This window comes from uncultured Campylobacter sp., assembly GCF_938018035.1.
GTDB lineage: Bacteria > Campylobacterota > Campylobacteria > Campylobacterales > Campylobacteraceae > Campylobacter_B.
In genome coordinates this window covers 1-12924 of sequence record NZ_CALIJF010000110.1, presented here as the reverse complement: position 1 = coordinate 12924, position 12924 = coordinate 1, and the positions used below count along the sequence as shown (strand labels likewise).

The 12924-nt window shown below is 47.5% G+C and carries 15 protein-coding genes; 10 read left to right on the top strand and 5 right to left on the bottom strand.

Going from position 1 to position 12924, the window contains the following annotated elements:
- Positions 1-826, bottom strand: an 826-nt coding sequence (locus Q0257_RS03505; RefSeq protein WP_298021596.1) for an aminofutalosine deaminase family hydrolase, incomplete at its 3' end; no start/stop codon positions are given.
- A 172-nt stretch (positions 827-998) separates the two neighbouring features.
- Between Q0257_RS03505 and aroQ the strand changes: the two genes are divergently transcribed.
- The 6 genes from aroQ to mnmA all read left to right on the top strand — a co-directional run bounded on the left by aroQ (position 999) and on the right by mnmA (position 6001).
- Positions 999-1466 carry a type II 3-dehydroquinate dehydratase gene (gene aroQ, locus Q0257_RS03500; RefSeq protein WP_297950960.1) on the top strand — a complete coding sequence of 156 codons (468 nt, stop codon included), beginning with the start codon at positions 999-1001 and terminating at the stop codon, positions 1464-1466.
- Between the two features lie 13 nt (positions 1467-1479).
- Complete coding sequence (locus Q0257_RS03495; protein WP_298021593.1) at positions 1480-2505, top strand: M24 family metallopeptidase; 1026 nt, start codon at positions 1480-1482, stop codon at positions 2503-2505.
- A complete protein-coding gene (folK, locus tag Q0257_RS03490; RefSeq protein ID WP_298021591.1) occupies positions 2502-3053 on the top strand; it encodes a 2-amino-4-hydroxy-6-hydroxymethyldihydropteridine diphosphokinase in 552 nt (183 codons plus the stop codon). The genes Q0257_RS03495 and folK overlap by 4 nt, the downstream gene beginning before the upstream one ends.
- Complete coding sequence (locus Q0257_RS03485) at positions 3035-4252, top strand: P-loop NTPase (RefSeq protein WP_298021588.1); 1218 nt, start codon at positions 3035-3037, stop codon at positions 4250-4252. Before folK ends, Q0257_RS03485 begins: the two co-directional genes overlap by 19 nt.
- A 115-nt stretch (positions 4253-4367) precedes the next feature.
- The gene (locus Q0257_RS03480) at positions 4368-4973 is read left to right on the top strand and encodes a TIGR00730 family Rossman fold protein (protein ID WP_297962530.1); all 606 of its coding nucleotides are present in this window, start codon (positions 4368-4370) and stop codon (positions 4971-4973) included.
- Complete coding sequence (gene mnmA, locus Q0257_RS03475; protein WP_298021585.1) at positions 4970-6001, top strand: tRNA 2-thiouridine(34) synthase MnmA; 1032 nt, start codon at positions 4970-4972, stop codon at positions 5999-6001. Before Q0257_RS03480 ends, mnmA begins: the two co-directional genes overlap by 4 nt.
- A 495-nt stretch (positions 6002-6496) precedes the next feature.
- Here the strand turns inward: mnmA and Q0257_RS03470 are convergent, their stop codons facing one another.
- The 3 genes from Q0257_RS03470 to luxS all read right to left on the bottom strand — a co-directional run bounded on the left by Q0257_RS03470 (position 6497) and on the right by luxS (position 9526).
- Complete coding sequence (locus tag Q0257_RS03470; RefSeq protein ID WP_298021583.1) at positions 6497-7954, bottom strand: DKNYY domain-containing protein; 1458 nt, start codon at positions 7952-7954, stop codon at positions 6497-6499.
- Positions 7955-8117: 163 nt separating this feature from the next.
- On the bottom strand, positions 8118-8456 hold the full coding sequence (locus Q0257_RS03465; RefSeq protein WP_298021580.1) for a cupin domain-containing protein: 339 nt from the start codon (positions 8454-8456) through the stop codon (positions 8118-8120).
- A gap of 566 nt (positions 8457-9022) precedes the next feature.
- Positions 9023-9526 (bottom strand): S-ribosylhomocysteine lyase, encoded by a 504-nt coding sequence (luxS, locus tag Q0257_RS03460; RefSeq protein ID WP_298021577.1) that lies wholly within the window; start codon positions 9524-9526, stop codon positions 9023-9025.
- 106 nt (positions 9527-9632) lie between these two features.
- Between luxS and Q0257_RS03455 the strand changes: the two genes are divergently transcribed.
- On the top strand, positions 9633-9842 hold the full coding sequence (locus Q0257_RS03455) for a 4-oxalocrotonate tautomerase family protein (RefSeq protein WP_298021574.1): 210 nt from the start codon (positions 9633-9635) through the stop codon (positions 9840-9842).
- Positions 9843-10151: 309 nt separating this feature from the next.
- Here Q0257_RS03455 and Q0257_RS03450 read toward each other — a convergent pair whose 3' ends face one another.
- Positions 10152-10565, bottom strand: a complete 414-nt coding sequence (locus Q0257_RS03450; protein WP_177386822.1) for a hypothetical protein — start codon at positions 10563-10565, stop codon at positions 10152-10154.
- Between the two features lie 80 nt (positions 10566-10645).
- On the opposite strand from Q0257_RS03450, the gene Q0257_RS03445 reads away from it, so the two are divergent.
- From Q0257_RS03445 to Q0257_RS03435, 3 genes are all read left to right on the top strand, one after another.
- Positions 10646-11335, top strand: coding sequence for a dUTP diphosphatase (locus Q0257_RS03445; protein ID WP_298021570.1), 690 nt, complete (start codon positions 10646-10648; stop codon positions 11333-11335).
- 419 nt (positions 11336-11754) lie between these two features.
- On the top strand, positions 11755-12495 hold the full coding sequence (locus Q0257_RS03440) for an EI24 domain-containing protein (RefSeq protein WP_298021567.1): 741 nt from the start codon (positions 11755-11757) through the stop codon (positions 12493-12495).
- Positions 12496-12568: 73 nt separating this feature from the next.
- The gene (locus Q0257_RS03435) at positions 12569-12772 is read left to right on the top strand and encodes a hypothetical protein (RefSeq protein WP_298021565.1); all 204 of its coding nucleotides are present in this window, start codon (positions 12569-12571) and stop codon (positions 12770-12772) included.
- Positions 12773-12924: the final 152 nt, after the last annotated feature.

The window sequence follows — 12924 nt, the reverse complement described above, 5'->3', positions numbered from 1 at the left end:
AGTGGAGCTTCGGATCAAAGATGCTAAAATCATCCACCCAAACGCAATGCGTAAAGAGCGTGCGAAGCCCGCTAAAATGCGCTACAAAGCTCTGCGGCGAGTAAAAAGGCGCGGGAGAAGGGTTAAATTTAGCAAGCCAGGTTTTAAGCTTGCCACGACCAGTGCGCAGCCACTGCCGCTCGTGAGCACTCTCCATAAAATGCGTGCTTATAGCAAGCCCGTTTTCACGGGCAAGCTTCGTCGCAAACTCCGTAATCTGCGGGTGCGCCGAGTACGGCGAGTGCACCGACACGGCGGGGATAAAAAGCGAGCTTGCGAGCGCCTTCGCGCGCTCAAAACGCTGCTTAAATTTCAAAATATTCTCCGCCGCAGCGTCTTTGCTCGCGCCTAAAATTTCATTAAAAAACACGGTTCTAATGCCACTTTGCGCGCAAGCTTCAGCCTCGCCGCCGAAGCTTGAAATTTCGCCGATCGTACCCACGCCGCTTCGCATCATCGCGGCGATCTGCTCCGTGATCAGCCGCCCGCGCGCCGCGGCGTCCAGCTGCTGCCTTGAGGCGATGACGCTGCCTAGCCAATCCAAAAAATCGCCGTAGCGCAGCGTGCCTTTGTTTGCGCTAAATTCCAAATGCACGTGCGGGTTTATAAACGCAGGCATCGCTATATCGCCGCTAAAGTCTAAAATTTCGGCTTGCGGATATTTGCGCACCGCACTTGCAAAGGCGCAGACCTCGATTATTTTCTGATCAAAGACGATCGCGCCATCTTTTAAAATTTTAAAATTCTCATCGCAGACAAGAACCCACTTCGCCCTTAAAATTCTCATCGTTTTCCTTATCTAAAACAGCGCGTGATTTTAGCATAAAATTCTCTTCCGTGCTAAATTTAGAGATAAAATTTTATTGCTTGGGCTTGAGCGGGCAAATTTAGCGCCATAGTAAAAAATAAGCTCGCTTTGGTTATAATTTTCGCTTAAATTTCAAAACAAGGACGTAAAAATGAAAATTATGGTGATTCAAGGACCGAATATCAATATGCTTGGTATGCGCGAACCCGCTATTTACGGGGTTATGAAGATGGAGGATATCCATAAGCAGATGAAGGCGGTCGCCGATCAGAGCGGCAACGAGATCGAGTTTTTCCAGAGCAATTTCGAAGGCGAGATCGTCGATAAGATCCAAGAGTGCTTCGGCACCTGCGACGGCATCATCATCAATCCCGCCGCCTACACGCACACTTCGCTCGCTATCCGCGATGCACTCGCCGCAGTCAGCCTACCCGTGATCGAGGTGCATATCTCAAACATCGCTCGCAGAGAGGAGCTTAGACAAAAAAGCCTAATAGCGCCCGTAACAGCGGGTCAGATCATCGGATTCGGTCCCGTGGGATACCATCTGGCGATGATCGGAATGATTCAAATTTTTGAGCAGATCAAGGCAGCCAGAGCCGAGCAGAAAGCCGAGTAGGACTGGGTTAAATTTGAAAAATTTTATCCTAAAGGACGAAAACGCCGTTTACCACGAGTGCGGATACAGCTGCGACAACGCGATATTTTTAAGTCTCGCGGGGCGCAAATTTTTCCTTACCGATGCGCGTTATAGCATCGAGGCGCGCGAGCTTTGCAAAGATACCGAGGTTATCGAGGTCGAGCGAAATTTGATAAAAGACGCGCGGCTGTTTTTACGAAAGGCCGGCGTAAAGGAGCTTAGCTACAACCCGTACGATTTTAGCGCGGGTGAGTGGGAAGCGCTTAGCAAAGGGCTTGGGATAAGATTTAAGGCGCGGGCGAATTTTTCGCAAATTTCGCGCATAGTAAAATCAGAAGACGAGATAAAAATTTTAAAGCAAGCGGCGCAGCTGGGTGCGGAGAGATTTGACGAATTTGCCGCGTTTGTGCGCGCTAGCGGCGAAGGCATGAGCGAAGAGGAGCTGTTTTTTAACGCCGAGCTCATCTTTAAGAAAAAGGGTGAGCTTGCGCTTAGCTTTTCGCCTATCGTCGCGATCAACGAAAACGCCGCAAAGGCGCACGCTCTGCCAAGCAAAAAGCGGCTACGTCGGGGCGATTTGCTCCTACTTGACGCGGGGGTTAAATTTAACCGCTACTGCTCCGATAGGACGCGCACGGCGTGCTTTGACGAAAATTTTAACTTCGGCAAAGAGCAAAATTTTAAAAACGCCAAACGGCAAGAGATTTACGAGATCGTAAAAGAGGCGCAAGCTCTGGCGATCGCAGCGGTCGCGCCCGGTAAAAAGGCGCGCGAGATCGACGCGGCGGCTAGGGATTTTATTGCAAGGCATGGTTACGGCGAGGCGTTTTTTCACAGCACCGGACACGGCGTCGGAGTCGATATCCACGAGCTTCCGTTTATCTCAAAGCGCGGAGATACCGTGCTAAAAGAGGGGATGGTCTTTAGCGTGGAGCCTGGGATTTACTTGCCCGGCGAATTTGGCGTGCGTATCGAGGATGTCGTGGTCGTGCGCGAAAACGGGGCTGAAATTTTATGAGAGTAGCTCGGGTGAACATGCAACTTAAGAAAAACGGATTTTACGAGTGCACGGACGCACTATGCGTCGTAAAAAGCGCCGTTTTCCCGATGAGGCGCCGCGAGCGCAAAAATTTTAAAAATTTATACCTGCTCGGGCTCGGCGGGAATTTAGGAGATGTCAGGCGGCGCTTCGAGCGATTTTATCGCGTTTTGCAAAGCGATACGCGCTTTTTCGTAGCGAAAAATTCCTTGATCTTAAAAAACAGGCCGTTTGGCTTTTTAGATCAGTCCGATTTTTTAAACGCCGTAATGCTCGTGCAAAGCTCTCTGCCGCCGCTTACATTGCTTAAAATCATGCAGCGCGCGGAGCTACGATTTGGGCGCAAAAGAAGCTTCAAAAACGCGCCGCGCACGCTGGACGTGGATATTTTATATGCAAGCGCAAAGGTGCGTGCCTGCGAACGGCTCGCGCTGCCGCATCCTGGTGTTTGCGAGCGCATAAGCGTGATTTTGCCACTTGGAGAGATGAAATTTAAAAGAGGACTGATATGCAAACTAAAATCGTAAATTTTTTAAGCGCCAAGGGCGGAGTCGGCAAGAGCGTGATTGCAGCAAATTTCGCCGAAATTCTAAGCGAGCAGGGCTACCGCACGGCGATCATCGAAGCTCCGAATTTAAACAATCAAGAGATCATCTTAAACGCTTTGCAAAGAAAGAGGATTTCGCTGCCAAGCGCCGTCGCGGTAAAAATTTCTCAAAATTTAACTCTCGTCTCGCCCGCGCTTGCTTCACAAAATCCCATGCCTTCACAAAATTCTACAAATAGCACGAATTCTATGGCGCAAAATTCTATCAAAAACGCAAGCTCTAGCGCGGACGATTGCGTCATGCAAAATTCTATGGGTAGCGCGCAAAGCTCGCAAGACGACGAAAGTGGCGCTCCGCACAATTACGCGCAAAAACTCACGAACTCTGATGGCAAAAACAACTCAGAAAATTTCGCCGCTTCAAATTCAATAGCAAACGCTGCAAAAAATTCTACGAATTGTGCAGCCAAAAAGCCGCAGAATTGCGAAGATGGATGGAATTTTACAGAATCAGAAAGCCTAGAGAATTTTAAAAGCGACGATTTCACCAAGCAAAATTCAACCCCTGACAAGAATTCTCAAAATTCCGCAAGTGAAGATGAAAAGAAAAATTCCGCCCGCTCATCAAATCCCGAAGAAGCCGGAAATTTCGCAAACGCAAAAGCTCACGAAAGCCCCGCTCGCTTCGCAAGCGAGCTGAAAGAGGCGGGAATCTTCGATTTTATTTTGATCGATGCGGGGCTTGAGTATCTTGGAGATTTTTTGAGCATCGGCGACGAAAATATCGTGCTGTGCGCGAACGAACCCTGCTCGATCAGCAACACCTACGCGCTTTTAAAGACGCTTGGAGCGAGCAAAAAAGAGGTTTTGTTTTTGCTAAATTTCACCGCGAGCGAGGATGATGCCGTGATGATTTACGAAAATCTAAAGTCGGTCGCGCACCGCAATATAAGCGAACTGGGCTTTAAGCTGCTAGGCTTTGTGCCGTTTTGCAAACAAGTAGCCGTCTGCTCACAAAATCGCGCGCTTTTTAACTCGCACTATCCGTTTTCGCCCGCTACCATCGCGCTTAGACAGAGCGTCTCGCGATTTTTAAGCAAGCAAGGCTGCGAGCCGATCGATATGAGCGCCTACCGCGGCGTCGGCGGATTTTTACGAAAGCTTAGCAACCTAGTATGATTTACGATAAGATTTTAAATCACGTAAATTCTACTATTTTAAACGGAATTTTAAAAATTTAATGTTATTCTTAAAGCTAAAATTTTAAATAATATACACAAAAGATAGATTAATCATGCAGTTGAAAGAAATTTTAAAAGACATCAAAATCGCTCGCGACAATCTCAAAAACGTGGGCAAAAGCGCCACGATCTTCGGCTCGGCGCGCTTTAGCGAGGATAATCGCTACGTAAAAGACGCGCAAAAGCTTTGCGAGGGGCTCGCTGATTTAGGATACTCGATCATCACCGGAGGAGGAGGCGGCATTATGCAAGGCGCCAACCGAGGCGCATTTGCGAGAGCAAGGACGCACAGCGTGGGCTTTAACATCATGCTGCCGTTTGAGCAAAAAAGCAACGGCTTTTTGACGCAGGGCGCGAAATTTTCGGCATTTGCGCCGCGCAAAGGCGCCCTCATCGAAAACAGCGAAATTTTCGTCATCTTTCCGGGCGGCTTTGGTACGCTGGATGAGTTTTTTGAAATTTTAGTGCTGGTGCAGACGGGCTTTAAGCGCGCACAGATCTATCTTTACGACGAGGAATTCTACGCACCGCTAATGGAGTTTTTCCGCACTTCGCTGCTAAAATCTGGCGCGATAAACGAAAGCGATCTGCAAAATTTTAAGCTCTGCGACAGCGTGGATGAAATTTTAACTGATGTGCGACGCAAGGAGAACGAATGAAAATTTTAGTCGCGATGAGCGGCGGCGTGGATAGCTCGATGTGCGCGAAGCTGCTGCAAGACGCGGGGCACGAGGTGCAGGGCTGCTATATGAAGCTGCACGCAAAGCCCGGCTATCACGAGGCAAACATCGCCAAAGTCCGCAAAGTGGGCGAGTTTTTGGGTATAAAAATCCACATTTTGAATCTGCAGGATGATTTTAATCGCGATGTTTACGAGCCCTTCGTGCAGGCCTATATAGGCGGTCTTACGCCAAATCCGTGCGCGCTGTGTAACCGCCGCATAAAGCTCGGCAAGCTTTTGGAATTCGCGCGCGAGCAGGGCTTTGAGCGCCTAGCTACGGGGCATTACGTCCGCATCGAGGATGGGCTTTTAAAAGCCGCTGTAGATCTTAGCAAAGATCAGAGCTATTTTTTAGCAAACATCGATCCTGCCGCGCTTGAGTTTATGCTCTTTCCGCTTGGGGGGATGTATAAAAAGGACGTCAAAGAGGCTGCGCGCGCCTATACGGAGCTTTCGCAGATCGCTTCTGCGAGCGAAAGCAGCGAGATCTGCTTTGTGGACACCACCTACATCGACGTTTTAAACCGTCATACGGGCACCAAAATGCCCGGCATCGTGCGCGACCGCGCGGGCAACGCCATCGGCACTCACGAGGGCTATATGCACTACACGATCGGCAAGCGCCGCGGTTTTACGGTGCACGGCACGCATGAGCCGCACTTCGTGCTAAGCATCGACCCGCACAAAAACGAGATCGTCGTGGGCGGCAAGGAGGAGCTGGCGACCTACGAGTTCGACACCGAAAATTTTAACGCCTTTTTAAGCAAGGATAAAATTTTAAATATGCCGGGTCTCGGCGTTAAGATCCGCTACCGCAGCGCCAAACTCCCCGTTAAAATTTCGCCGCGCGAAGACGGCGGCGTGCATGCCGTGCTGTCCGCACCCGCAGCGGGAATCGCTCCGGCACAGCTCGCGGTTTTTTACGACGAGCGCGACCGCGTAGTAGCAAGCGGATTTATAAAATAGCGCTTTGTTTTTGCTTCACTTAAAGCCCTCGAGTTTGCAAAACGGCGCTTTGGTCGCGCCGCTTAATCTGCACTCACTCTGTTAAATTTCATATCGGAGTAAGATATTTGCGCTTTTGAATCCAAGCCGCTAAATTTTATCTCGTAAGTTTGAGTATGAAAATTTTATGCGTTCAGCTTTGCGATTGAGGCTTTTAAATTTACGCTCTGTCAGCGCGTCGCCTACACTGCTAGCGAAATTTGCGGCGTTAAAATAAAATTTACGGCGACGTCTTGCTTAAGCACGCCACGACGCGAAAATCGTGACCGATATAAATCTTCGCGCGCTGTCGCGACAGTGCAAAACGGAATTTGCGCGCTCCCTCTAAAGGAATTTACGACGAAATTCTAAGCTCATGCCAAAGCCCGCGGTGCCGCTTAAATTTCATGAATTTACGCAAAATCAAATTTTAAAATTTAGCAACGCTTTCTAGCGTCCAGGTAACGTCCATCGCGCCTAAAATTCCACCCGCGTCTTTACCTCAAAAAGCAGCTCGCCGTCCACCGCCTCAAGCCCACCGCTCTTTATCATCTCGCGAATTTTACTCGTGCCAAGGCTGCTTTTTTGAAGCAAAATTTCAACCAAATCTAGATCCCTGATCTCATAAATGCACCGATCTATCAGCTGCGAAGAGCCCAGATCGTCGAAGTAGAAAAATCGCCCGCCGTTTGAATAGACCCAGCCGTATAGCCCGCCGTGCACGCCGCCTACCTTGCGCCACTCGTGCGGCAGCTCGAGCGCGAAAAGTCCGCTTTTGCGAGCGACCATCCTACGACTGCTGCGGCCGCCGCCCCAAACATCCGCGCGCTCCAAAAAATATATCCGCTTGCCGCTTTGAAACACACTACCGCTAAGCGCGCGAACTTCGCCCGCAAAGGGATTGTCTGCCGCGCGCTTTTGCTTTCCGTCGTTCTCGTCGAAATAATAGATTCCGCCAGGGGAGGCAAAAAATAGATGGTTTGAATGCGCAAGCTGCCTATTTAGCGGAGCATAGGGCGCGGCGGCGGGGTCAAATTTTAAATCGTTCGCAAAAACGTCGCCGCCTTTCGCATCCCACAAAAAATAGTCCAACCGCTGCCTAAAAAGATCGTAATGCCCGCCGTTATCGCGCGCGTCAAGGCGCAGGTTTTTAAAATACACGTTCGTGCCGTCCGCGGCATAAACTTCGCTCGCCCTGCCGTCGCTTCCCTCTATCCGGCGCAGGCTCGCGGCATCGGCGTCCGGCAAAACCTCTCCCTTATAAAACGCGCGAGAGCCCTGCGCAGCGTAATACACGCCCGCGATTTGGCGCAGATCCGTGGCGTCCATGCGTTTAAATTTATAGAGGTAGCTTTGCGGTTTGGGCGCATCCCAAAAAATATGCGCCAAGGTTTCATAAGTGAGCTTAAACGCCCCCAGCGCGTCGTTGGGCACCGCCTCGCCGTCGCAAAAATAACTGATCCGTCCGTCGCTTACGTATCCGAACGCTACAGCTTTCGTGCGCGCGGGCTCTAGCTCGCTCATCGCGATATTTCCGCAATATACGGCGTTTTTATCCGCCGCGACGTTGGAGCGGTAGCCGGAGCCGAAATCCAAAATCCGAAAGCTCGTCGCGTCCGCGTCCGGTACCGCAAAATAGCCCGCACCCACCACGAGGGCGTAAATTTCATCTCCTTTTTTATAAAAATCGCTGTATTTGATCTGCTCATCGTCCCGCGGCGAGTAGTCGCCTGCAGAATTTATGACCGCCGCCAGAATAAGCACGCTAAAAGCCGCGAATACAAATATCGCGCCAAGCACGATCTTGCGCCAAAGCGGCATACCTCGAGGCGCGTCTCGTACAGGCTTGCGATCTGTTTCTGCCTCGCGCGCCCTAGCTTTGCGCTTCTTTTGCGCGCGCTCATCCTTTGGCTCTTGCGTAAAATCTTCATACATCTTTTGCCTCAAATTTAATCTCGCCGCAGATTGCGCGGCACTTGAAATTGTACAAAAGCGCGGCTAAATTTATGAAATTTAACGCTACGGACAAATTCTGATTCAACTCTTTGCGGCGCTAATTTATTTTACGAATACCACAAAATCTCTGGCAAATTTTAATTCAAAGCGCTTCGTAGCCGCACGGAATCGGCGCCGTAACGCTTGCAAACACAAAATCCTCATCGCCCGTATTTTTCATACCGTGGCACTCTCCGCTTTTGGAAATGATTAGATCGCCCGCACAGATCGGCACCTCCTCGCCCTTGCTCGGATAAAACACGCCGCGTCCGCTTAAGCAGATCCACACATCATCGTCACCGGGGTGAATATGCGGCGCTACGACCTGGCCGCGTTTGACGATCCAAACCGCGCCGCAAGTGGCCTCCGTAGTAAAAAATGTCGTTTTTACGGCTCGCTCGTCGCTACAAATAGCATCTTTTATATGAAAAATTCTTTGCATTTTCTCTCCTTGAAGTTCACCGCATCCGGTGCGGTTTCGGCGGAATTTTAGCATCCTTTTCGTGCAGCGAAAGTGAAATTTCAAGCGCCAAACTCACAACGAAACCTTAAATAAAAATTTTAAATTCTCGTTTTGCTATACGATTTTTTTGGAAGATTGAAGATCGCATCTGAAAGTAAGAAGACGCATAAGCAGGGTATTTGCGGGTAGAATTTCGGCTTTAATTTAAGACGAAATTTTAAAAATTCTTATAAATTTAAAGCCGGCCTACGAAATAAATTTATTAAATTTTGATATGAGCTTTGCTTGCGCGCTTTTGCTACCCAGATTAAAGCCAAATCGTAGCTTTTATCAAAAACCTTGCATGGCGCAGACTTTACGGCAAGCTCCAAGTCGGTTTATAAATAGATGCTACCTCCGGCTTGTTTTAGCAAATACGCATTTTGCGCCTCGAATTTTTGCATATTTTACGATAATATTTTATGGTGCATTATACACTGATCGCGGAACAAGCGAGCGCTCAAAGAGATAGTGCTAGATTTTGCACTATCTCTTAAATTTCAAAACTATTTTATCTTGCTTGGATCCAGCGCGATCTCGTCATTTTTGATCACGCCGATACCCTTATTTAGCACATTTTGCGCGATCTGTTTAGCTTCCGCTAGCGAGTGCATCGCGAAGGTGCCGCATTGAAATTTATTCAGTTCGGGGATCTCTGCTTGAGAGCCCACGCCCAAAATATCCTTCATACTCGCGCTCCACGCCGCCGCAACGGCGCTCTCGCTAGGCGCCCCGATCACGCTCATATAAAAGCCCGTGCGGCACCCCATCGGCGAGATGTCGATGATCTCGACGTCCGCGCTATTTAGATGCTCGCGCATAAAGCCCGCGAAAAGATGCTCCAGCGTGTGGGTGCCGCGCTCGTTCATGATCTCTAAATTCGGGCGGCAAAACCGCAGATCATAGACGCTGATCTTATCGCCGCTTTTGGTGCGCATGCTCTTTGCGAGCCGCACGCCAGGGGCATTCATGCGGGTATGATCGACCTTAAAACTATCTAACAATGGCATATTTTCTCCTTAAATTCAGATTGTGGCGATTTTAACATAAAATTTCGCACTTTCAGGCGCGTTGGTGAAATTTTAGTTACAATTACGTTTATTTTAAGGAGAATTAATGCCCTATATAAACGTCAAAATCACCAAAGAGCGCGGAGGCTTAAGTCGCGAACAAAAAGCAAAGCTCGTAAAAGACCTAACCGACGCCCTCGTAGCCGTGCTGGGTAGGGGCGAAAAAACTACGGTCGTTACGATAGATGAAATATCCACGGACGACTATGCGATCGGCGGGCAGCTAGTAAGCGAAATCAGGAAGCGGCAGAGCTAAGCTTGAGCGCCAGGCTAAATTTGAAAAGCGAAATTTTAGAATTTTAAAGAAATTCTATGCGGCAGGCTCCGCTTCCAAGGGAATAAAATTTGCGACAATCTCAGTTGCAAGATAGAGTTTTGCACTAAATTCCGCGCTGTAAAATTCCAAAAACCAACCGAGCGGAAATTTTAAAGCGGATCTAATGGTGAAATTCTTTGAAAAATAGACAAGATAGAATTTATGCAAATTTCAAAATCTTACTAGATACAATTTAATCCTCGCAAGTCTAAAATTTCGAAAATATAAATAGATGGTATTCTTAGCGAACTAGCGTTCCCAAATTAGCTTTTTGCCGAAAGTTAGAGTATTATCGGTCATTTTCATCCAATCGATTCTGATCGTAAAAAAATCAGTCTCCATCGCGCGCGCAAACGGGAAGCGCTTAAGATATAGCGAGGTTTCGCGCTCATCCGCGCTACGGATATGGCCGCAAATCTGCACGCCTTTGATCCTGCCTACAAATTTCGTATCCAGCGCGACTGTAGCCGCAACTCCGCGGTTGGCAAAGACTGCTTTGATATGCTCGGAGTCGCTCGCGCTTGCGATGATGAGCTCCTTATTTTGCGGATCGTAGGCATAAAATGCACTGCAGCAATATGGCAGATTATTGCGCAAAACTCCGAGAGATAGGAGTTTCATCCTGCCTAAAAACTCGTCGAATTTATCTTGAGCGGCACACATTTTAAGCCTCCTTTTTGCTAAATTATACAATGATTTTCTTTTATTAGCTATAATCGCGAGCCAAAATTAGGAGAATTTTTATGGAAAATTATAAAAAAGTAAAAGAGATGTTTTTGATGCAGCAAGCTCTAAACGACGAAACAAACGGCGTGGGCTGGGAGGACGGCTATACAAAAAACGGCAAACTTATCAACTGGAAGCGCTGCATTTACATGGAATGCGCAGAGCTTATCGATAGCTTTGCGTGGAAGCATTGGAAAAATATCTCTGCAGCGCCGGACGTGAATAATATCGTCATCGAGATCGTTGATATTTGGCACTTCGTGATGAGCTATATTTTAGAGCAATATTACGGCGGCAAAGACATCGACCACATCGTAAGCGACGTCACGGCAGTAAGCGGATTTGCGGAGTTTAGCTCCTACGCCTACGATGTGCGCGAATACAGCATCTACGAAATCGTAAACGACATCGAGCTCATAATCCACGAAACGAGCGGCTTTGAGCTGCAAATCGGCGAGCTGCTGACCGATTTTTTTCGCGTGGCGATTAAATGTGGCGTGAGCTTAGACATTCTTTTTGCCAAATATATCGGTAAAAACGTGCTAAATAAATTCCGCCAAGACCACGGTTACAAAGAGGGCAGCTACCGCAAAATCTGGGGAGACCTTGAAGATAACGAGGTGCTAATCGAGGTGCTATCAAAAGGCGCAGTAAGCGCAAACGAAATTTACGAGCAATTGCAAAAGATCTACGACGCGACGAAGTAAAGTCATGGATTTGCTTGCGAAATTTATCTTTAAGATTTTAAAATTCCATCTATAAAATTTCGGCAGGCAAATTTTAAAAAAGAGGTTTGATTTGAAATTCTGCAGTTTTGTGCCTAAAATTTTACGCAATGTCAGCTTATTTATAAGTGGCAAAATTCCGCGCAGCAAGCAAATAAATATTCGCAGCAGGCAAAAATCAAGCTAGATCTGGCCTCTTTTTTACGCACGATAAACGAGCAGAATTAAATGCGGGCGGGCGAGCGATCAAAACATAAATTTCGTATTATAATGCGAGATGAGCCGGCTAAAGCAAGCGAATAAGCCAAGCGAGCGGATTAATGAGGCGCGGTGCGGTAGCCAAATTGCTCAGCTCAAATTCCGTCGCAAAAGTCGCTAAAATAACGCAAATAGGAGCATACATGGGTAGAATTTTTAATTTGGCAAAGCAGGATTTTTTTACGCGAAAGTTCATTTTGCTCTCGCTATTGCCGCTTATGTGCTCGCTTATAATCTTGGGCACGCTTGCATTTTTCGGCGGCAAAGAGCTTTTTGACGCGCTTTCGCAGGGCGCGCAAAGCGGCGATTTTAGCTTCTTGGACGAACAGCGCTTCCCGGTAATTGCAAAAATTCTAAGCTTTGCTGCTACAAAGTGGATTATCGGCGCGATTTTTTCGGTGTTTGCCAGCTTTGCGGTGCTGATGCTTAGCGTGTTTTGTGCGCTTATCATCGCAGCCTTTCTGACGCCCGCAGTCACTAAAGAGATCAACGCCCGCCACTACCATCTAAGCCGCGCGGACGAAGCGAGCACGGCGCGAGTGCTAAAGCTGATGAGCGTTGAAATTTTAAAATTTTTAGCGATTTTATTTATCTGTTCGGTGCTTTTGTTCGTACCGGTAATAAATTTATTCATAATCAACGTGCCGTTTTTTTATATCTATTACAAGCTGGTTCTAATCGACGTCGCTTCAAATGCGTTAAGCGCGAAAAGCTTCGAGCGCTCTTATAAGATGGGCGGCGGATATAAATTTGCCCTAAGCGCTTTTATTTTTTATCTGCTGTGTTTGATCCCGCTGGTAGGATTATTTTTCCAGCTATTTTTCATCATCTTTTTGACGCACATAGTGCTGATAGACGAAAGCGCCCGCAATAAAAATCGCTAAAGATTAACTAAAATCAATGAAAAATTTTGAAATTTTCATAAAATAGTGCGAAATTTTTTAAGAAAGGATTTCTATGAAATCAGGCAATATTTACATTTGCAATATTTGTTCGCTAAAAAGTAGCGACGATGAAAATGCGGTCTTTATCAAGGCGCATAAAAACGGCGAGACGGTGCATATCTGCACATCCTGCATGCCTAGCGTCATCCATGGCTCAGGCATGGTCGTAAAAAGCAACTCCGAGATCGAAGAAGAGCTCCAAGACGCTGCAAACTAGCTGCTAGCACCACTTGCTGCGGCGCGTTTTAATTTGTCTATTAATCTGCGCGCCGCGAAATTCTAAAATTCTAAAATTCTAAAATTCTAAAATTCTAAAATTCTAAAATTCTAAAATTCTAAAATTCTAAAATTCTAAAATTCTAAAATTCT